This window comes from Vibrio genomosp. F6, from assembly GCF_005146325.1.
GTDB lineage: Bacteria > Pseudomonadota > Gammaproteobacteria > Enterobacterales > Vibrionaceae > Vibrio > Vibrio cortegadensis.
Map to the genome: position 1 here is coordinate 190545 of NZ_SYUT01000011.1, position 21555 is coordinate 212099.

16 protein-coding genes are annotated in these 21555 nt (G+C 43.0%); 4 read left to right on the top strand and 12 right to left on the bottom strand.

Annotation, left to right across the window (positions count from 1 at the left end; all coding sequences use genetic code 11):
• Positions 1-351: 351 nt before the first annotated feature.
• Together FCV43_RS02910 and FCV43_RS02915 are read right to left on the bottom strand one after the other, a co-directional pair.
• Positions 352-3732, bottom strand: coding sequence for an AraC family transcriptional regulator (locus FCV43_RS02910; RefSeq protein ID WP_136993966.1), 3381 nt, complete (start codon positions 3730-3732; stop codon positions 352-354).
• A 263-nt stretch (positions 3733-3995) separates the two neighbouring features.
• Positions 3996-4874 carry a zinc ABC transporter substrate-binding protein ZnuA gene (locus FCV43_RS02915; protein ID WP_017051339.1) on the bottom strand — a complete coding sequence of 293 codons (879 nt, stop codon included), beginning with the start codon at positions 4872-4874 and terminating at the stop codon, positions 3996-3998.
• Positions 4875-4956: 82 nt separating this feature from the next.
• On the opposite strand from FCV43_RS02915, the gene znuC reads away from it, so the two are divergent.
• Both znuC and znuB read left to right on the top strand, forming a co-directional pair.
• Positions 4957-5742 carry a zinc ABC transporter ATP-binding protein ZnuC gene (gene znuC / locus FCV43_RS02920; RefSeq protein WP_136993967.1) on the top strand — a complete coding sequence of 262 codons (786 nt, stop codon included), beginning with the start codon at positions 4957-4959 and terminating at the stop codon, positions 5740-5742.
• On the top strand, positions 5735-6520 hold the full coding sequence (gene znuB / locus FCV43_RS02925; RefSeq protein WP_017051341.1) for a zinc ABC transporter permease subunit ZnuB: 786 nt from the start codon (positions 5735-5737) through the stop codon (positions 6518-6520). Before znuC ends, znuB begins: the two co-directional genes overlap by 8 nt.
• A gap of 94 nt (positions 6521-6614) precedes the next feature.
• Here the strand turns inward: znuB and sucD are convergent, their stop codons facing one another.
• The 8 genes from sucD to sdhC all read right to left on the bottom strand — a co-directional run bounded on the left by sucD (position 6615) and on the right by sdhC (position 16252).
• Positions 6615-7487, bottom strand: a complete 873-nt coding sequence (sucD, locus tag FCV43_RS02930) for a succinate--CoA ligase subunit alpha (protein WP_017051342.1) — start codon at positions 7485-7487, stop codon at positions 6615-6617.
• A complete protein-coding gene (gene sucC, locus FCV43_RS02935; protein ID WP_113795843.1) occupies positions 7487-8653 on the bottom strand; it encodes an ADP-forming succinate--CoA ligase subunit beta in 1167 nt (388 codons plus the stop codon). Before sucC ends, sucD begins: the two co-directional genes overlap by 1 nt.
• Positions 8654-8884: 231 nt before the next feature.
• Complete coding sequence (odhB, locus tag FCV43_RS02940) at positions 8885-10090, bottom strand: 2-oxoglutarate dehydrogenase complex dihydrolipoyllysine-residue succinyltransferase (protein ID WP_136993968.1); 1206 nt, start codon at positions 10088-10090, stop codon at positions 8885-8887.
• 28 nt (positions 10091-10118) lie between these two features.
• Entirely contained in the window at positions 10119-12932 is a 2814-nt protein-coding gene (sucA, locus tag FCV43_RS02945) for a 2-oxoglutarate dehydrogenase E1 component (RefSeq protein ID WP_113795842.1), read from the bottom strand.
• Positions 12933-13022: 90 nt separating this feature from the next.
• Entirely contained in the window at positions 13023-13736 is a 714-nt protein-coding gene (locus FCV43_RS02955; RefSeq protein WP_017051346.1) for a succinate dehydrogenase iron-sulfur subunit, read from the bottom strand.
• Positions 13737-13751: 15 nt separating this feature from the next.
• Positions 13752-15518: a succinate dehydrogenase flavoprotein subunit gene (gene sdhA, locus FCV43_RS02960; protein ID WP_136993969.1), complete on the bottom strand. Its 1767-nt coding sequence runs from the start codon at positions 15516-15518 to the stop codon at positions 13752-13754.
• The gene (sdhD, locus tag FCV43_RS02965) at positions 15519-15866 is read right to left on the bottom strand and encodes a succinate dehydrogenase, hydrophobic membrane anchor protein (protein ID WP_017051348.1); all 348 of its coding nucleotides are present in this window, start codon (positions 15864-15866) and stop codon (positions 15519-15521) included.
• Complete coding sequence (gene sdhC / locus FCV43_RS02970) at positions 15860-16252, bottom strand: succinate dehydrogenase cytochrome b556 subunit (RefSeq protein WP_136993970.1); 393 nt, start codon at positions 16250-16252, stop codon at positions 15860-15862. The genes sdhD and sdhC overlap by 7 nt, the downstream gene beginning before the upstream one ends.
• 394 nt (positions 16253-16646) lie before the next feature.
• Between sdhC and FCV43_RS02975 the strand changes: the two genes are divergently transcribed.
• Entirely contained in the window at positions 16647-17936 is a 1290-nt protein-coding gene (locus FCV43_RS02975) for a citrate synthase (RefSeq protein WP_017051350.1), read from the top strand.
• 123 nt (positions 17937-18059) lie between these two features.
• Here the strand turns inward: FCV43_RS02975 and FCV43_RS02980 are convergent, their stop codons facing one another.
• On the bottom strand, positions 18060-18818 hold the full coding sequence (locus FCV43_RS02980) for a Nif3-like dinuclear metal center hexameric protein (protein WP_136993971.1): 759 nt from the start codon (positions 18816-18818) through the stop codon (positions 18060-18062).
• Positions 18819-18917: 99 nt separating this feature from the next.
• On the opposite strand from FCV43_RS02980, the gene FCV43_RS02985 reads away from it, so the two are divergent.
• Positions 18918-19673, top strand: coding sequence for a DUF1853 family protein (locus tag FCV43_RS02985; RefSeq protein WP_017053252.1), 756 nt, complete (start codon positions 18918-18920; stop codon positions 19671-19673).
• Between the two features lie 172 nt (positions 19674-19845).
• Here FCV43_RS02985 and pgm read toward each other — a convergent pair whose 3' ends face one another.
• On the bottom strand, positions 19846-21492 hold the full coding sequence (pgm, locus tag FCV43_RS02990) for a phosphoglucomutase (alpha-D-glucose-1,6-bisphosphate-dependent) (RefSeq protein WP_136993972.1): 1647 nt from the start codon (positions 21490-21492) through the stop codon (positions 19846-19848).
• Positions 21493-21555 lie beyond the last annotated feature (63 nt).

Below are 21555 nucleotides of genomic sequence, written 5' to 3' on the forward strand. Positions count from 1 at the left end.
CATGGACTTATAGTTAACCACGTCAAGAGGGAAACCTCTAAAGCATTAGATTCCAGAAGTGATATGGGTATCCCATATCCCTCAGGCAGCAAGCGAAGGTGTCATTGGCACCCGTGGCATAGTCCCCCCGACCATGCCACGATCTTTTTTTTCCTTAACCACTACTATTTGATTATCTCTCCTCAAGCTTTCCTCTATACTATAAGTCTTAGCTATATTTGAATTTCATTTCCCTCAAGGAACTCTCGTGAAACGTAATCGCACGACTAAAAATAGAACCGCACAAAGACGTTTATTTTGGTTTATTCAAAGAAAGGCTCAAGAATAGAAAGGAACATACTCACGATGAAATTATTGACCAGTATGATTCTCGACAAATTTTGATGGAGAAAGGCCAAAGTGGTGTTTGAAACGCAGGCTGAAGTATGATGGGTCATTGAAACCACATTCAAATGCGATGTCAGCTATTTTCTCACCTGCTAACAAGCTTTCACACGCCTTTTCAAGTCGATACTCATTTAAGTAATCTTTAAATGTCCGATCTAAGGCTGCTTTAAAGCGACGTTGTAAACTCCGCTCCGATACAAAAAGCATTTTAGCCGCAGAGGAAGTGCCAAAGTCTGGACTCGAGTAATTTTCACTGATTAAATGCTTCACCGAGTTTATCCATGCATCTTCTCTTGTCAGTGTATGCGAAGGCACCGCTGAATTTTCTAGATTTATCGCCTTTTCTGGTGGCCCCTGAATTTCAAGCTCAATAATAGGCCACGACATTTCAAGGCGATTCTTAGAGTCAAAGTCATACACAAATAGCTCGCCGCCACTGATAGCAACCGAGGTGGGTAGATTTTCAATACTCAAATCAAAAGTCGACAAGTTCACGATATTGTCTTTGTGTATTGTTGGTTTAAACACTGGAACGGGAGCGCCAAAATCAGTCAATGCAATCACCAGCATCGAATCACTTTCGCTGATTTGAATGCTTAATTCCTGTCCTCGATAGCAACGCTTTAAAACGCTAGAAAAAAGAGTGTTAAACAGAATATCTAAATTAAAATAGTCAATTTGTATGTGCTGGTTCATTGCGCTGTTTTCAACTTTTACGCTTAACCCCGCTTTAATGAACTCTTCACGCCATGCATCGATAACGGCATTTAGTATTTGTAAGAAATTATGCGTCTCCCTTTCTCCGCTAACGTTGTCCTTATCATTAAATAGAACATTAAGTAGGTGGATAACATCGCTATATTTCTGAGTGGCCGATTTATCATCCTCTAAGTGAAGACGCGCACCCATTTCTGTTACGCTCCTTTTCGCTGCAACCGCAACATTTCCAACAAGAATATTTCGAACTTGGAATTGCTTCCTTAACTGTTGATTGTTACTTAACAATACCCGGCTCTGATTACGCAATTGATCGGTTTTTAGTAAGACCTTTGCCTTTAAGTTTTTGTTGATTCTCATGATTAAACGAGAGCGCCAAAAAATAACTATCGCGACCAATATTCCCACAATGAGGAAAAAGCTAAAAATTGCAAAATTGGTCAAATACCATGGCTTTTGAATTGTAAAATTAAGTGTGGTTAGCGATTTATCATCAGGAGTAATCGATATTGATGGTCTTACTTGTAGTTGATACTCACCGGGCAATAAGTGAGCCAAAGTCAATTGACCGCCTTCGAAAGCGATCCAATCATCCCCTAGGTTTAACCGGTACTCAAGCAACAGTGTCGACGCTTCCGGCAAAATACCAATAAGAAAACTCAGCGATGACCCATAAGGAAACTGATAACCATCTTTAATATTGCCGCCAACCGCAATCGGAGAGTGATCGATACTCACCTGGCTAAAAATGACTTTATTTTTAGGTGCTTTTGATACAAGCAACTCGCGCTCTTTTATCTTAACCAAGCCATACTTAGAGCCGAGCACCAAGCTAATATCTTGGTCGGGCTTGAACTTATCTGTTGCACAAATCCTTGGTAAAAATTCATTAGTTATCAAACCAGATGGCGAGCCATAGTGCTTAAGCAGATCGGCACTATGGCTGTAGAAACTGAGCCCTTTTGAGCTGCTCATCCACATCCCTCTAGAAGTACTCATTAAGCATTCAGGGCTAATACTATCTTCAATTAGCGTTGCAGGGGTCAGATTTTGATAATGCCTGTCGAAAGTAAATGTTCCATAACTACTTACTACCCAATACTTCCCACCTTTAGCTTGAGTAATATCGATCACTTGGCCAAAAACTTCAGACTCACGATTGAAATAGATTTTTTGTCCCGAATAAGTGTAAACACCATGATCGGTTCCAATAATTAAGTCACCGGTTTTTGTTGGTAATAGGTGAGTTATCTTCGCCGGCAGAAAACTTTCTACAATCCAGTCCTTGCCGAAACTTTTGTATGCGCCGTTCTTAATATTTAACTGTGCTAGACGTCCACGTGAAGAGAACCAGAGGCGTTCATCATCTAGTGCGACTCTATCAATTGATAAAGATTGAAATTCATCCGATAAAAGCTGACGAGTCACTCTTCTACTTTGAATATCAAACCTTAAAAGCCCTTCACCTGTTGCAAGCCATAAGTCACCGTTACCCACAACAAAATCGTTTACCCTCCCACGATATAACAGCTCAGGTTCACCCCCTTTTCGGTGTTGGTAAATACCAGTCGTAGTCGCGACTAAATTACCCAAGCGAGGGTCCTTGGCAATTTTAACCATTGAAGAATCGCTAAAAAGAGAGAGTAACTTTCGTTCTGAAACCCGAGTGAATTTTTTACTATGTAATGAGTAATATCGAATGCCACGATCTGTCGCGATCCACATACCGCCAAGTTCATCATTCAAGAGGGCATAAATTTTATCACCTAACAAAGAGAAGCTGTCTTGTGAACTGGACGTCACCTTGCGAACAACTCCAGTCAGCAATGAGTAGACGAATAGTCCGTGCTCTGTGCCAATCCAATACTCTTGGTTCGTTTCCGCAAACGACAAAACATGCGAATCACCAATGAATGGGCCAATTTTGCTTGGAGCGTTGAGATCAATAATGAGCGCACCACGTAAAGTGCCAATTAATAGCTCTCGGCGGCTAGATGAGAAGTATATTTTTTCTGTGAAGTTCTTTTTCGAATTGGCGATGTGAGTAAATTGAGCACCATCCGAAAGATATGATCCAGAGGTCGTTGCTAATACCCATTTAGATAAAACACGCTGTGCATCATTGATATAGACATAACTACTCTGATTATGTTTATACAGTTCAAGTAAAGAGTAGGTCTCTATTTCACTTGTAGTGACATCATAAGTATAGAAATTAGAGTCATCACTGACCCAAATATAATTGTTTGATGAGCCAATTTTTCTAATTTCAGAGCCGGGCTCTAAGCTAAAGATAAGCTCTTTTTTCTGGCTAGGGTAACTCCGGTAGACTTCATTATCAGCAAAGCTCCAGAAACTGTCATTTAAATAAGCTAGCTGATCACCTACGGAGTCAAGTAGGCTACCATTTCGTGGCAGTAAGTGACGCCCATCATAAAATAAAACGTTGCTGTGTACATCTTGAACCCATATTCCACCATTACTACTCAAATGTAAGTTTTTTGCAGCCAAAAACTTCCCTTCAGATTGAATAGGTAAAGGGTAAAATATTGAAGGTGAATGCTCTTCTGCTAGCCCATTGAATGCGATACTAGCAATAAGAAGTACTCGTAAACAGTAGCTCAGCAAGCGCTATCCTTAAGTAATAATCAAATTAAAATATATACCTCAAAGGCACTTTAAAAAAATGATAAATCACCATTCTGTGCCAATAACGACACATATAGTAGCTGATTTTTATTTTAAGGGGAATGTGACGGTAAGCGGTTGATCAAATTTAATTTTTTAATCTAGAATATTTATATTAAATAGAGAAAAGTCAGCTAAGACACATAATAGTTTTGTATTTATCATGTGCCTTGTTCGTTAATATGGTCTTAGTCAATTAAAGCTTAACGTTGCAAGCATGAAGAGTAACTGTTCGCCATCCCTTTGATAAACTCAAAATAAGCACCATCTTTAGCCTCGATTTGAGAGCCAACAGGATCAAGAATACCAATCGTCACATTCGTTCCGCGAGTCACTGATTCAATGACAGCAGGCGTAAATTGTGGTTCAGAGAAGACACATTGGATATCATTTTTTCTGAGGGCTTTACGTATTTTAATTAACGTTTTAGCGCCTGGCTTACGGTCTGGACTCACGGTAAAGTGGCCTAAGTTATTAAGCTCAAACTCTTGTTCAAAATAGCCATAAGCGTCATGAAATACATAATAGCCTTCCGTTTTGACCGGAGCCAGTATCGCCGACACGTCCGCTTCTGTTGCTAGCAAACGTTGGCTAAAGTCATTCAGATTCTTTTGATATAAGCTTTGGTTCTTGCTGTCACTTTGAATCAATCTTGCTGTAATCGCTTCTGCTACCTGAAGCGATGGCTTTAAACCAAGCCAAAAATGTGGATCATGACTGCCATGATCGTGGCCAGCATGACTTTCGTGACCTCCCCCAAACTCTCTCAGTGGTAGCCCTTTAATTTCGCTAATGGTCAGTACATTTTTTTGACTGCTGATCACTTTGCTTAAAAACGGTTCAAGTTCAGGACCAAACCAAATAATAAGACCTGCATTATTGATTTTTTTTACATCCGACGGTTTAAGCGCATAGTCATGAGGAGATGCATTGGAACTTAAAATAACATCTGGCTCTACGGCTCCCTTTGTCAGCTCATGGGTGATCATTTGTATCGGTTTAATACTGGTTAGAATTGTCGATGCCCATGCTGCTGAAGGTAAACACAAAGCAACGAGAACAAGATAAGTAAATCGGAACATAAAGCCTCAAATGGAAACAGTAGCGTGGGTAAGTCATAAATGTTACATTATAACATTAGTTAATTGCAAATGAGTTCTATTCATGTCGACGTTAGTCAAACTGAACAACGTAAGTGTCGATTTTGGTGAGAAGCGCGTGCTAGATAGCATCAACCTGACTCTCGAAAAGGGTAAAATCACCACACTTATTGGCCCTAATGGTGCTGGTAAATCTACCTTAGTCAAAGTTATTTTAGGTTTACATAACCAATACGATGGCTCTATCAACAGACTAAAATCACTCAAAATTGGCTATGTTCCCCAGAAACTAAAACTTAACGACTCGCTACCGCTCGATGTAAAACGTTTTCTTAAGATGTCAGGCAAGTTTTCAGCCCAAGAGTTGACTGAAGCACTACGTTTAGTTGGTGGTGAACACTTAATGCACAACAACATGCATCAGCTCTCTGGCGGTGAAAACCAACGTGTTTTAATTGCCCGTTCATTACTAAGAAGACCCGATTTATTGGTGCTCGACGAGCCAGCTCAAGGCGTTGATATTCAGGGGCAAATTGATCTCTATAATCTGATCGACGCGATCAGGCATCGCTTTGGATGTAGTGTCTTTATGGTCTCCCATGACCTACACCTTGTGATGGCAAAAACGGACAATGTCATCTGTCTTCATCATCATATCTGTTGTTCAGGTGCGCCCGCTGATATTACACAGCACCCTTCATATATCGCATTATTTGGTTCAGCGACTAAGGAGTCGTTGGCTTTTTATCATCACCAACATGATCACCACCACCATGATCTTTCTGGTCAGGCGGTAAAAGGTGACGCCGAATCTTGTTCTCACCACAGCCACGGACATCGTCATGATTGAGTTTCTACTTCCTTCTATCCTCGCAGGCCTTGGTATTGCAGTGATTGCGGGACCATTAGGTTCATTTGTCGTGTGGCGAAAAATGGCCTACTTCGGTGATACTCTTGCACACGCTTCACTTATGGGGCTTGCGTTAGGTTTTTTATTAGACATTAATTTGTATTTAGCACTATTAGTTTGCTGCTTAGGTTTAGCGGTTTTACTCGTCACATTACAAAAACAGAAACTTGTCGCGACCGATACTCTACTCGGCATTCTCGCACATAGCTCTTTATCACTGGGTTTAGTTGCAGTCAGCTTTTTAGACAATGTTCGAGTTGATTTAATGAGCTATTTGTTTGGTGATTTACTCGCGGTATCGCCAGCGGATCTTGGTTTCATCTATCTTGGCGTACTCACGGTTAGTTGCATCTTATTCATCTTCTGGCGTCCACTGCTCTCCACAACGGTAAGTGAAGATTTAGCCGCAGTTGAAGGCATTAATATTGATTTGATGCGATTAATTTTGATGTTACTGGTCGGTTTGGTAATCGCGATTGGGATGAAGTTTGTCGGCGCACTAATCATGACGTCACTACTGATTATTCCAGCAGCAACGGCAAGAAAGTTTGCGAGAACGCCAGAACAGATGGCTGGCATCGCTTCACTTATTGGTGCGGTAGCTGTTTTAGCCGGGTTAAGTTTGTCTTGGCACTTTGATACCCCGGCAGGTCCTTCAGTCGTCATCAGTGCAACAGCAATGTTCATGCTCAGCCAAGTAGTCAAAGTTAAAAACTAGCCATTCTGTTTTTAGTTTTAGATAAACAAAAACCCCGAGCCAAAAAGCTCGGGGTTTTTATTATTTATTCATCACAACGGATGAGTAGTCAGGTTTACCAACCAGTAATTTCACGCAATGCTTTACCAATATCAGCAAGGCTTTTCACTGTTTTCACGCCCGCTTCTTCTAATGCTGCAAATTTGTCTTCAGCAGTACCTTTACCACCAGAGATAATTGCACCAGCGTGACCCATACGCTTACCAGGAGGCGCGGTTACACCTGCAATGTAAGAAACAACAGGCTTAGTGACGTTTGCTTTGATATAAGCAGCGGCTTCTTCTTCCGCTGTACCACCGATTTCACCGATCATAACAATCGCTTCAGTTTCAGGGTCTTCTTGGAAAAGCTTAAGAATATCGATGAAGTTAGAGCCCGGGATAGGGTCACCACCAATACCAACACACGTTGATTGGCCAAAGCCTTCATCAGTCGTTTGCTTAACCGCTTCGTAAGTTAATGTACCTGAACGAGATACGATACCAACTTTACCTTTCTTATGAATGTGACCAGGCATAATGCCAATCTTACACTCATCAGGAGTAATGACGCCTGGGCAGTTAGGCCCAATCATCACCACGCCCGCTTCATCTAAACGTACTTTAACGTCCAGCAAGTCAAGCGTAGGAATGCCTTCAGTGATCGTTACAATTAGCTTAATGCCTGCATCGATCGCTTCAAGAATCGCATCTTTACAGAAAGGAGCCGGTACGTAGATAACTGAAGCCGTAGCGCCCGTTTCTTCAACCGCTTGGCGAACCGTATTAAATACAGGCAAACCTAAGTGAGTTTGACCACCTTTACCAGGCGACACACCACCAACCATTTGCGTACCGTATGCGATAGCTTGCTCAGAGTGGAATGTACCTTGACCGCCAGTAAAACCTTGGCAGATAACTTTTGTATCTTTATTAATTAATACAGACATTATTTGCCCTCCGCTGCAGCAACGACTTTTTCAGCTGCTTCTGTTAGAGACGTTGCAGCGATGATATTTAGACCACTTTCCGCAAGTTTTTGAGAACCTAAAGGTGCATTGTTACCTTCAAGACGAACAACAACTGGCACTTTCACACCAACCTCTTCTACTGCACCGATGATGCCATCAGCGATGAGATCACAACGAACAATACCACCGAAGATATTAACAAGAACGGCTTTAACATTGGTGTCAGATAGGATGATCTTGAATGCTTCTGTTACACGTTCTTTCGTTGCGCCGCCACCTACATCTAAGAAGTTAGCAGGTTGGCCACCGTGTAGGTTTACAATATCCATCGTACCCATAGCAAGGCCTGCGCCGTTAACCATACAACCGATGCTACCGTCTAGTGCAACATAGTTAAGTTCCCATTGTGCTGCATGTGCTTCGCGCTCATCTTCTTGAGATGGATCGTGCATTTCACGCAGTTTAGGTTGACGGTACATCGCATTTGAATCGATATTGATTTTACCATCAAGACATAGAAGATTACCTTCTGCCGTCACAACCAATGGATTAATTTCAAGTAGAGCTAAGTCATACTGAGCAAACATATTGCCAAGACCCATAAAGATCTTAACGAATTGTTTGATTTGATCGCCAACTAGGCCAAGTTTAAATGCCAGTTCACGACCTTGATAAGCTTGAGGGCCGACAAGAGGATCAATTGCTGCTTGGTGAATCAACTCTGGAGTCTCTTCTGCAATCTTCTCAATGTCCACACCACCTTCAGTTGATGCCATGAATACGATACGACGAGTCGCACGATCTACAACTGCGCCAAGGTAAAGTTCATTGGCAATATTTGATGCTTCTTCAACCAGAATTTTAGTCACCGGTTGTCCATTAGCATCAGTTTGGAAAGTCACTAGGTTTTTACCAAGCCACTTTTGTGCAAACTCTTTAACACCATCTTTAGTGTCATGCAGTTCTACGCCGCCCGCTTTACCACGACCACCTGCGTGAACTTGACATTTTACGACTTTCTTTTCAGTGCTAATTCGGCCAGCCGCTTCGAAAGCTTCTTGAGGTGTATCACACGCAAAACCTTCTGGTACTGGTAAACCGAATTCTGCAAACAGCTGTTTGGCTTGATATTCATGCAAATTCATTGTGTTATTCCATTTGTTTATCCCTTAAGGGATTTATTATTTCCATTAGACAATCAGCATAATACTGAGTCAGGCGTCTGTAGGGTTACTCTTGAGCGAGTGCCAAGTAATGTCGACTCATTACTCAACTTTTAAAAGGCTAGATGTTGAGCGACCTAGCCTGAATTCATCGGGAGCTTAATCATTAAGCCCCCTTTTACGTTTGGTTATACTAAAAAACGTTTGGTTGTACTAAACGTTAAGTAGTAGGCGAGCAGGATCTTCCAGTAACTCTTTAACCGTTACCAAGAAACCAACTGATTCGCGACCATCAATCAAACGGTGATCGTACGACAGTGCAAGATACATCATTGGCAAGATTTCAACTTTACCATCAACCGCCATTGGGCGTTCTTGGATTTTATGCATACCAAGAATTGCTGCTTGTGGTGGGTTAATGATTGGCGTTGACATTAATGAACCGAACACACCACCATTAGTGATAGTGAAGTTTCCGCCCATGATTTCATCAACCGTTAGTTTGCCGTCACGACCTTTAATCGCAAGCTCTTTGATGCCTTTTTCTATATCAGCAAAACCGAGTGTGTCGCAGTCTTTTAGAACTGGCGTTACCAAACCACGTGGTGTTGAAACCGCCATGCTGATGTCGAAGTAGTTGTGATAAACAATATCATCACCATCAATAGAAGCATTCACCTCTGGGTAACGCTTCAACGCTTCTGTTACCGCTTTCACGTAGAAAGACATGAAACCAAGACGCGTACCATGACGCTCTTCGAACTGATCTTTGTACTGCTTACGAAGGTCCATAATTGGCTTCATGTTCACTTCGTTAAACGTCGTCAACATTGCCGTGCTGTTTTTCGCTTCAAGCAGTCGGTTTGCAACTGTTTTACGTAAGCGAGTCATAGGTACACGTTTCTGAGTACGTGCCGCGGCTGGCGCTTCAACTTCAGGCGCAGCAGCAACTGGTGCAGATTTCGCTGCAGCTAAGTGCGCATCAATATCTTCACGAGTGATGCGTCCACCAACACCTGTGCCTTTCACTTGACTTGCTTCCAAGCCATGTTCACCAAGTAAACGACGAACAGCAGGGCTTAGAGCATCATTAGACTCTTCCGTTAATGTCGCTTTATGACGTTTATCCGGAGAGGATTCAGCATCTTCAGCAGTGTCCGTTGTCGGTTCACCCGCAACAGCACCCGGCTTGATTCGAGCAATAAGCTGCTTCGAAAGAACCGTTGCACCTTCTTCTTCGATAATTGCTTCCAGAACACCCGCTTCAGGAGCTGGTACTTCTAGTACAACTTTATCAGTTTCAATATCAACAATAACTTCGTCACGAGCAACCGCTTCACCTGGTTTCTTGTGCCAAGTTGCTACTGTCGCATCTGCAACTGATTCAGGTAAATCTGGAACCAGAATTTCAATTGTCATATCTGTTTCGTCCTTATTCTTCTAGTTCTTAAGCTAGGGTCAAAGCGTCGTCAACTAACGCTTTCTGCTGTTTCAAGTGTACTGACATATAACCAACCGCTGGAGATGCAGAAGCTGCACGTCCCGCATATTTAAGATCAGCGCCGGCAGGAATTGCGGCTCTGAAGTTATGCTGGCTAGAGTACCAAGCGCCTTGGTTTTGCGGCTCTTCTTGGCACCATACGAAATCCACTACATTGGTATATTGTGCAATTGCCGCTTCCACTTCCTCTTTAGGGAATGGGTAAATCTGCTCGATTCGGACAATCGCTACGTCTTCTTGCTCGTTTTTACGGCGCTGCTCTAACAAGTCGTAATAAACTTTACCAGAACAGAACACAACACGTTTCACACCTGACGCATCTAAATCATCCACTTCTGCAATGGCAGGTTGGAATGTGCCTTCAGCTAGGTCTTCTAAAGAAGAAGTACATAACGGATGGCGCAACAATGATTTAGGAGACATCACGATAAGTGGACGACGCATAGGACGCACAACTTGACGGCGCAACATGTGATAAACCTGAGCAGGTGTTGACGGAACAACCACTTGCATATTCTGTTCAGCACACAGCTGTAAGTAACGCTCTAAACGTGCTGACGAGTGCTCGGGACCTTGACCTTCATAACCATGAGGAAGCAACATCGTTAAGCCACATAGTCGTGCCCACTTCTGCTCACCTGATGAAATAAATTGGTCAATAACCACTTGAGCACCATTGGCGAAATCACCAAATTGAGCTTCCCAAAGGGTTAGTCCACCCGGTTCAGCGGTCGCGTAACCGTATTCAAATGCTAATACCGCTTCTTCAGAAAGAACCGAATCAAACACTTGGAAAGGACCTTGGCTATCGTGGATATTCGCAAGAGGAACGTAAGTACTCGCATCATCTTGGTTATGCAAAACAGAGTGTCGATGGAAGAAAGTACCACGACCAGAATCTTGGCCTGAGATACGAATACGCTTACCATCATCAACTAATGTTGCATATGCTAATGTTTCTGCCATACCCCAATCGAGTTGTTTTTCACCCAACATCATTGCGGTACGATCGTTATAAAGCTTATTAACACGGCTTTGTAGTTTATGGCTTTCTGGGTATTGGCATAATCGATTACCAAGCTCTTTTAAGCGCTCAATATCAATTTTGTGATCCCATTCCATATTCCACTCATGGCCTAAATATGGAGACCAATCCACAGAGTGTAATGTCATAGGACGCCACTCTTTAACCACCACTTCACCATGATCAAGCGCATCACGGTATTCGTTAACTAACTGCGTTGCCGTTTCAATATCAAATTCACCGCGATCAATCAGCACATCAGCATAAAGCTTACGTGGTGTTGGGTGTTTTTTGATTTTTTGATACATCAGTGGCTGAGTTGCATTCGGCTCATCGGCTTCGTTATGGCCATGACGGCGATAACAAACCAAATCAATCACGACATCACGCTTAAATGTATTACGGTAATCAAGCGCTAATCGTGCAATAAATGCTACCGCTTCTGGGTCATCGGCATTCACGTGGAAAATTGGGGCCTGAACCATCTTCGCGATATCAGTACAATACATAGTAGAGCGTGTGTCACGAGGGTTAGATGTAGTGAAACCAACTTGGTTATTCACCACGATACGAACCGTACCACCCACACAGAAACCACGCGCTTGAGACATATTAAACGTCTCTTGTACGACACCTTGACCAGCAATCGCAGAATCACCGTGAATCGTAATAGGCAGAACACGGCTACCATCGCAATCGCCTAAACGATCTTGACGAGCACGAACGGAACCAATAACTACAGGGTTTACGATTTCTAAGTGAGAAGGGTTAAACGCCAGAACCAGATGGACATCACCGCCAGGAGCAGCAAAGTCAGCAGAGAAACCTTGGTGATATTTAACATCGCCGGTTCCCCATGTGTCATCGTGCTTTTTACCCGCGAATTCATCAAACAGATCTTGTGGCTTTTTACCCAGCACGTTAACCAGCATGTTTAAACGACCACGGTGGGCCATTCCAACAACCACTTCACGCATACCTTGACCACCAGCATGACGAATGATCTCTTTCGTCATTGGAATCAACGCGTCACCACCTTCTAAAGAGAATCGTTTTGCACCGGGGAATTTAGCGCCAAGATAGCGTTCTAGACCTTCAGCTGCTGTCAGCTCATCTAGAAATGCTCTCTTCTCTTCTTTATTAAATGATGGTTGACCAGAAACAGACTCTAAACGTTGTTGAATCCAACGTTTCTGTTCTGTATTAGTCATATGCATGTATTCTGCACCGATTGAACCACAATACGTTTGCTTCAACGCTTTATGCAGATCTTTCAATACCATGGTCTCTTGACCAATAGCGAAAGAACCTACGTTGAATGTTTCATTGAGGTCTTCATCAGTGAGTGTATGAAAGGATGGATCCAGTTCAGCGACTGCATCTCTTTTCCATAACCCAAGCGGGTCTAGGTTTGCAGCTTGATGCCCACGGAAACGGTAAGCATTGATAAGTTGCAGTACTTTTACTTGTTTTGCATCGACATCGGGATCACTAACTTGGACATTGTAATGCTTTGTTTCTTGCGCGAGTCGACGGAAGTAATCACGGACACGTGAATGCGGTTGTTCAACCACTTCTGATGCTTGCGTAGGCAACTCATCAAATACACGTTTCCACTCCTCACTTACCAGATCAGGATCGCTAAGATACAGTTCGTAGAGTTCTTCTACATAAGTTGCATTGGCGCCAGCCAAGTGTGAAGACTCGAGCCATGCCTTCATCACGCCGTTCTGCATATTTTCCCTTAACCAGTAGTTTCACATTCGCTGCGGTCTATGCCGAGCTATAAACGCTGGCTCAACATGAGCCAGCAATTTTATTGTTTATTAAACCGAACGATTTACCAACATTGACTTGATATGGCCAATTGCTTTCGTCGGATTAAGTCCCTTAGGACAAACACTTACACAGTTCATGATGCCATGGCAACGAAAAACACTAAATGCGTCGTCAAGATTAGATAAACGTTCATCTGTAGCGGTATCACGGCTATCAATTAGCCAACGATACGCCGCAAGAAGACCTGCTGGTCCGATGAATTTATCAGGGTTCCACCAAAACGACGGGCATGAAGTGGTACAACATGCACACATGATACATTCATACAGACCATCTAAATGAGCACGTTCATCTGGACTTTGTAGGTTTTCGCGCGCTGGTGGTACGTTACCATCAGACACCAAGAATGGTTTCACTTTTTCATAGTTGTCATAGAATTGAGTCATATCGACAATCAAGTCACGAACCACAGGAAGACCCGGTAAAGGTCTAATCACGATAGTATCTTGTGTCATCAATGCAGACAACGATGTGATACACGCTAAGCCATTCTTACCGTTCATATTCAAACCATCTGAACCACACACACCTTCACGGCATGAACGACGGAATGAAATACTCGCATCTTGCTCTTTCAGTAAAATAAGCGCATCCAACAACATCATGTCAGAGCCTTCTTCTACTTCTAAAGTATAATCCTTCATGTACGGCTTTTGATCGACGTCCGGATTATATCGGTACAAAGAGAATTTCAATTTCATAATAGTGTCCTCTCCTTAGTACGTACGAGCTTTCGGTGGGAATGCTTCACGGTGAACTGGTTCCATATTCACATTACGCTTAGACATAGACTCTGTCTCAGGATTGTAAACGGAATGGCACAGCCAATTTGCATCGTCACGGTCTGGGAAGTCAAAACGGGCATGAGCGCCACGACTTTCAGTTCGGTAGTTCGCCGCAACAGCTGTTGCAAATGCTGTTTCCATCAAGTTTTCTAACTCTAAGCACTCGATACGTTGAGTGTTGAATTCTGTCGACTTATCAGAAAGGTGGGCATTTTTCAGACGTTCACGGATAACTTTAAGCTCTTCCAAGCCTTTCGCCATTGCATCGCCTTCACGGAATACCGAGAAGTTATTTTGCATACACTGTTGAAGATCTTTACGAATTTGAGCTGGGTCTTCGCCACCGGTACTGTTTTCCCAACGGTTATAACGCTCAAGAGATTTCTCAATATCCGCTTCAGTCGCCGGTTTAGCTTCCGCTTGCTTATCGAGTGTTTCACCCAAGTGAAGACCAGTCGCACGTCCAAATACAACCAAATCAAGCAGTGAGTTGCCACCTAAGCGGTTCGCGCCATGCACCGATACTGATGCAATTTCACCACAAGCGAATAAGCCTTGGATTTCGACATCCGCACCCGATTCGTCTTGCTTAATTGCCTGACCAGAAACTTGAGTCGGAACGCCGCCCATCATGTAGTGACACGTTGGGATAACTGGAATCGGCTCTTTCACTGGATCAACGTGAGCAAACGTACGAGAGAGCTCACAAACACCAGGAAGACGCGACTCAAGCGTATCTTTGCCTAAGTGATCCAGTTTCAGCTTAATGTGTGGACCCCAAGGACCATCACAACCGCGTCCTTCACGGATCTCGATCATCATTGAACGAGCAACCACATCACGACCCGCTAAGTCTTTCGCATTCGGAGCATAACGCTCCATGAAACGTTCGCCATCTTTATTCAGAAGGTAACCACCTTCACCACGACAGCCTTCCGTAACAAGAACGCCTGCGCCAGCAATACCCGTTGGGTGGAACTGCCACATTTCGATGTCTTGCATTGGTACGCCTGCACGAATCGCCATACCAACACCATCGCCCGTATTGATATGGGCGTTAGTTGTTGAAGCGTAAATACGGCCAGCACCACCAGTCGCTAGGATCGTTGCTTTAGATTTAAAGTAACAAACTTCGCCAGTTTCCATACATAACGCCGTTGTTCCAAGAATGGCACCATCTTCATTTTTAACAAGATCAAGTGCATACCACTCAGAAAACACTGTCGTTTTATGCTTAATGTTTTGCTGGTAAAGCGTATGCAGCAATGCGTGACCCGTACGGTCTGCCGCTGCTGCAGTACGAGCGGCTTGCTCGCCACCAAAATTCTTAGATTGGCCACCAAACGGACGTTGGTAAATAGTGCCATTATCAAAGCGAGAGAATGGTAGCCCCATTTTCTCTAGTTCAATAACGGACTCAGGGCCATTTTTACACATGTACTCAATCGCATCTTGGTCTCCAATATAATCAGAGCCCTTTACCGTATCGTACATATGTTGTTCCCAGTGATCTTCATGCGCATTACCAAGAGCAACGGTAATACCGCCTTGTGCAGATACAGTATGAGAACGAGTAGGAAAAACTTTTGAAAGCAATGCACAAGATAGGCCTTGCTCTGAAATTTGTAGCGCGGCACGCATGCCAGCACCACCAGCGCCAATTACTACGGCATCAAACTCACGAACAGGAATAGTCACTTACGCACCCCACAAAATAAATAGGCCAGAGAAAAAGTATCCAAGCAATACGGCAACAATACCGAGCTGTAAACCGCCACGCAGTTTTGTGCACTTGATATAATCCGTAAGAACCTGCCATAGACCGATCCATGCATGAATCAGTACAGACAGAAGCGCAAGCATGGTGAAGACTTTAGTAAAAGTACCACCAAAGAATTGCGTCCAAGATACGTAAGAGATATCACCTGAGAAAGCACAGAAGCTCACTAGGTAAATAGTGTAAAGCGTCATAATAATTGCAGATGCACGAATTAATAGGAAATCATGCACGCCATTACGTCCAAACGATGAAACGTTGCTTACCATACTAAAACCCCCGCAAGTAATGACAATACAGCTGTCGCACCAAAGGCTACCTTCGCACTCATTGCGCCAGATTCGAGCTCTTCAAAATGTCCAAGATCCATAAGAAGATGACGAATACCACCAGCAATGTGATAAGCCAAAGCAGTTAGGATGCCCCAAAGAATAAATTTCACGAAAAAGCCATCGACAATGTCGCTTGCTTCCATGAAACCAACAGGGGAAGAGAGGGAAATAGATAGCAACCAAAGCAGGATACCAATCGCCACAAACATAATCACACCAGAAACACGGTGCAAGATTGATGAAATTGCAGTAATTGGGAATTGGATGGTCTGTAAATCTAAATTAACAGGTCTTGATTTTCTTTCTTTCACAGGCTTGCTCACTCAGCTCCATTGAGCATTTATAGTTATATACAAATTTTGGTGGCAAACCCACAAAAGTTAACATTTACTTAACATCAATCCGCCTTTAACGCCGAGTTAAATGTAACAAAAATGTTAACAACAAGACTAAAAATCCAACCTCACAATTCATTTCAGCCTTGAATTTATAAGGATTTCACCAAAATTTTCAGCATCACTATACGACTGGCAACATCTTAATACAATTGATGTAACAAATTATGCTACGTAGAACAGATTTTTAACGATTTTAATATGAAAAATCATAACAAGTGCACACAAAAAAATAGAAAAATTGACTTTAGGACCTAAGAGCAGTAAAAAATTGTCACATAAACATCCTGGACGGATTAAATAATAAACAAAGGAGATTGTTATGGCGGATAAGAAAGCTACCCTTCACGTTGAAGGTAAAGCGCCAATTGAATTGCCAATCATGGAGGGTGCATTAGGTACTCCCGTTATTGACGTTCGTACTCTAGGTTCAAATGGTTTCTTTACTTTTGACCCTGGTTTTCTTGCCACTGCGTCTTGTGAATCATCAATCACATTCATCGATGGTGATAAAGGCATTCTTTTACACCGCGGCTACCCGATTGATCAATTAGCCAATAATTCAGACTATCTAGAAGTTTGTTATATTCTACTTTATGGCGAAGCCCCTACTCGTGAACAATATGATGAATTTAAACGTATTGTTACACGTCACACCATGGTTCATGAGCAAATTGCTAGTTTCTTCCACGGCTTCCGTCGTGATGCTCACCCAATGGCAGTAATGTGTGGTGTGGTTGGAGCACTTGCGGCTTTCTATCACGATTCACTTGATATCAACAATGATACACACCGAGAAATAGCGGCATACCGTCTTATTTCTAAAATGCCGACACTGGCAGCAATGTGTTACAAATATTCAATAGGTCAACCGTTTATCTACCCACGCAATGACCTAGGCTATGCGGAAAACTTCTTACACATGATGTTTGCTAATCCATGTGAAGACTATGATGTGAATCCAATTGTCGCTCGTGCGATGGACAAAATTTTCACTCTGCATGCCGACCACGAACAAAATGCCTCAACGTCTACCGTTCGTTTAGCAGGTTCATCTGGTGCTAACCCATTTGCTTGTATCGCGGCAGGTATTGCTTCTCTATGGGGACCAGCTCACGGTGGTGCTAACGAAGCATGTCTACGTATGCTAGAAGAGATTGGTTCAGTTGATAACATCGAAGAGTATGTTGCACGAGCAAAAGACAAAGATGACCCATTCCGCTTAATGGGCTTTGGTCACCGTGTCTACAAAAACTATGATCCACGCGCAACAGTAATGCGCGAAGCTTGTCATGAAGTATTGAAAGAATTAGATATTAAAGATCCACTACTTGATGTGGCAATGGAACTTGAACGTATTGCTCTATCTGATGAGTACTTTGTTTCGAAGAAACTTTACCCGAATGTCGATTTCTACTCAGGTATCATTCTGAAAGCGATTGGTATCCCAGTATCAATGTTCACTGTAATCTTTGCTCTGTCTCGTACAGTGGGTTGGATTGCACACTGGAATGAAATGCATGCCGACCCTACTAACCGTATTGGTCGTCCTCGCCAGCTTTATACTGGTGAAGAGCAACGTGATTTCAAACCATTGCATGAACGTGAATAGCTTTTCTAAGTTCTAAGTTCTAAGTTCTAAGTTCTAAGTTCTAAGTTCTAACAAAGCATAAAGGCTTGATCAATTGATCAAGCCTTTTCATTTTTGTTTGTATGTGTAGCTGCTGAAATGACTTTAAACTGGATTATTGATATCAATAAATGTCACATCAAGACCGTGTTCTTCCGCTAACCACTCACCCAATGCTTTAATACCATAACGCTCCGTTGCATGATGACCAGCAGAGAAGTAATGAATATCTTGTTCACGGGCAGTGTAAGTCGTGCGTTCAGATACTTCACCGGACATAAAAGCATCTAACCCATGCTGTGCAGCCAACTCGATATAATCTTGCCCGCCACCACTACACCAACCAATAGTCTCAATCAGCTTATCTTGATTTTCTGGTGCAATATGAAGAGGGGTACGATCAAGAACTTGGTCCATTTTTTCCGCTAATTCACTGCCTGTCATGGCTTGCTTAAAACGGCCAAACATCGCCACAGACTGCGGGTGACCTTCTAGTCCACCTTCCACATCAATATCAAGTAAACGAGCCAACTCCGCGTTGTTACCGAGCTCTGGGTGGATATCTAGCGGCAGGTGATAAGCATAAAGATTAATATCGCTTTTGATGAGGGTGCGAATTCGCTTGCCTTTCATCCCACGAATAGGTTCCGCTTCACCTTTCCAAAAATAGCCGTGATGGACGATCAGCGCATCGGCATTTAACTCGACCGCTTTGTCGATGAGAGCTTGCGAAGCCGTCACGCCCGTAACCACTCGTTTGATCTCTGTTGCACCTTCAACCTGCATTCCATTAGGGCTGTAATCTTTAATAAGCTGAGGTGACAATTTTTCGTTTAAAATCTTTTCCAGCTGAATATTGTTCATTGCTTTGTCCATGTTTCTATTTATCGTAAGATTTTATACTCAAGTTACTCTACTATCCACGCTACAATGTTCAAAGGTCGCTATCTTCTAAGGAAAGAGATGAATTCGTTACAGCGTTTTTACCAATGGATAATCAACACCCCTGCTCTTTTTCAGTTACAAGCACCGTTTGAAGATTTTTCCAAACTATCGATTCCGCCTTTGGCTGACGATAAGCATTATTGCGGAAATCCTCGGCTCGGTTTTCTCTATCAATATCTCTGCACTCACGCTCTACAGCAATCACAACATTACGACCTTTCTTTAGAAGAGGTACAGATCAACGCACCTAGCGGACAAACACTTGGGGCGATCGATTTGATATTGGAAACTCCACACCAAGAGTATGAGCATTGGGAGATCGCGATTAAATTCTACCTTTTGCACCAAGGCACTTGGTTTGGCCCTAATGCCCATGATCAACTGGATAAAAAGCTATCCCGAATGTTGAATCACCAGCTGAAAATGAGCCAATCTGATCCTTTTATCCAGCAATACCCCCAATATGAGAACCGATCTGAACATCTTTTAATGCAAGGTCGGCTTTATGTAAATCCATTTGATCACGAACCGATTCCAGGACATTGCCTTGGTTACACACTCAACACGAGCCAAATATCAGGATTTTGGTGCTACCAGCATCAATGGGATCGTATTGGTCAGCCGCTTTATCACCTACCAAAAGAGTGTTGGGCTGCTGGAATTGATGTGTTTGGTCTGCCGGTTGAACGGCCAGAAGATCGCTTTATTCATGGACAGACTAAAGAGGGAGAATTTTGGTTTGTTGTACCAGACGACTGGCCAAACAATGTGTAAATGGCACGACTATCTTACAAAAAGCCACAATGAATTACTCAATGATGCTCGAGAAGTTAACCGCTTCTGAATAGAAGAACCCAGTGAGTACTGGGTTCCTAGATAGACTAAAGAGTTCGATATTTACTATTAATAGCTCTTAGTTCATACCGCACAGCTTCATTATTTCGCTTTAAAGACCTGCGGCTGCAAAGACCTGATTTACAATCTCTTGAGCTTCGGCTTCAATGGCTTTTAGATGCTCTTCACCTTTAAAGCTTTCGCAGTAAATTTTGTAGATGTCTTCCGTTCCTGATGGACGCGCCGCGAACCAACCATTTTCAGTCGTCACTTTAAGACCACCAATGGCTGCACCGTTACCCGGAGCGTGAGTCAATCGAGCCGTAATCGCGTCACCCGCCAGTGTTTCTGCAGATACCATCTCAGGAGAGAGTTTCTTAAGTACGTCTTTTTGCGCACCATTAGCCACAGCTTGGATACGGTTGTACTTAGACTCACCATGTTTTGCTGCAAGCTCTTCGTAGTACTCTTGTGGGTTCTTACCCGTTACCGCGGTAATTTCAGCCGCAAGCAGACAAAGAATGATGCCATCTTTATCAGTAGACCAAGGCGTACCATCTTTACGTAAGAAAGAGGCTCCAGCACTCTCTTCACCACCGAAGCCAAACTTACCTTCGTATAAGCCATCAACAAACCATTTGAAGCCAACTGGAACTTCGCAAAGTTCACGGCCTAAATCCGCAACCACACGGTCAATCAATGCACTTGATACTAGAGTTTTACCAACAGCAACTTCTTTACCCCACCCTTCGCGGTGACGGTATAGGTAATCAATACAAACCGCTAGGAAATGGTTAGGATTCATCAAACCTTTAGAAGTCACAATGCCATGACGGTCGTAATCTGGGTCATTACCAAAAGCAAGATCGTAGTCATCTTTAAGCGCTAACAAACCTGCCATTGCATATGGCGATGAGCAGTCCATACGAACAACGCCATCTTTATCAAGTGACATAAATTGGAATGAAGGATCAATCGCTTCACTTACCAATGTAAGATCTAGGTTGTACGCTTGGCCGATTTGACGCCAGTAATCGATACCAGAACCGCCAAGTGGATCAACGCCTAGTTTCAAACCTGATTTTTGAATCGCATCCATATCAACAACATTCACTAAATCGTCGATATATGGTTTTACCAAATCTAGCTCAACAAATAGCTCTGATGCTTTTGCATCCGCTAGAAGCATACGTTTAACGCCTTGTAAGCCTTCAGAAATCAAAGCATTTGCGCGATCTTCAATCGCCTGTGTGAGTTCGCCTTCAGCAGGGCCACCGTGAACAGGGTTATATTTGATCCCGCCATCTTGAGGTGGATTATGCGATGGCGTAATAACGATACCGTCCGCTTTATCATCGTGCGTTAAGTTATAAGTTAAAATCGCATGTGATACGCCAGGCGTTGGTGTATAGCCATTATCCGCTTGAGTGATAACTTTCACACCATTGGCAATCAGTACTTCTACAACCGTTGAAAACGCAGGTTCAGACAATGCATGCGTATCTTTACCAACAAATAGAGGGCCCGTTGTGCCTTTCTCTGCACGTACTTCAGCAACGGCTTGGGCAATCGCTAAAATATGGTGCTCATTGAATGTTGATTTGTCTGCAGTGCCACGGTGACCAGAGGTACCGAATAACACTTTATGATCAGAGTGACCAGGGATAGGTTGAAGTAAGAAATAATTTGCAACTAAAGCCGGAATATTATGTAAATCTTCTTGCTGAGCTTTCTGCCCAGCACGAGGGTGCATAGCCATTTATTGACATCCTTTTAATATAAAAACCAAAAAATAAAAAAACCTCATAATATCGACTCTTAG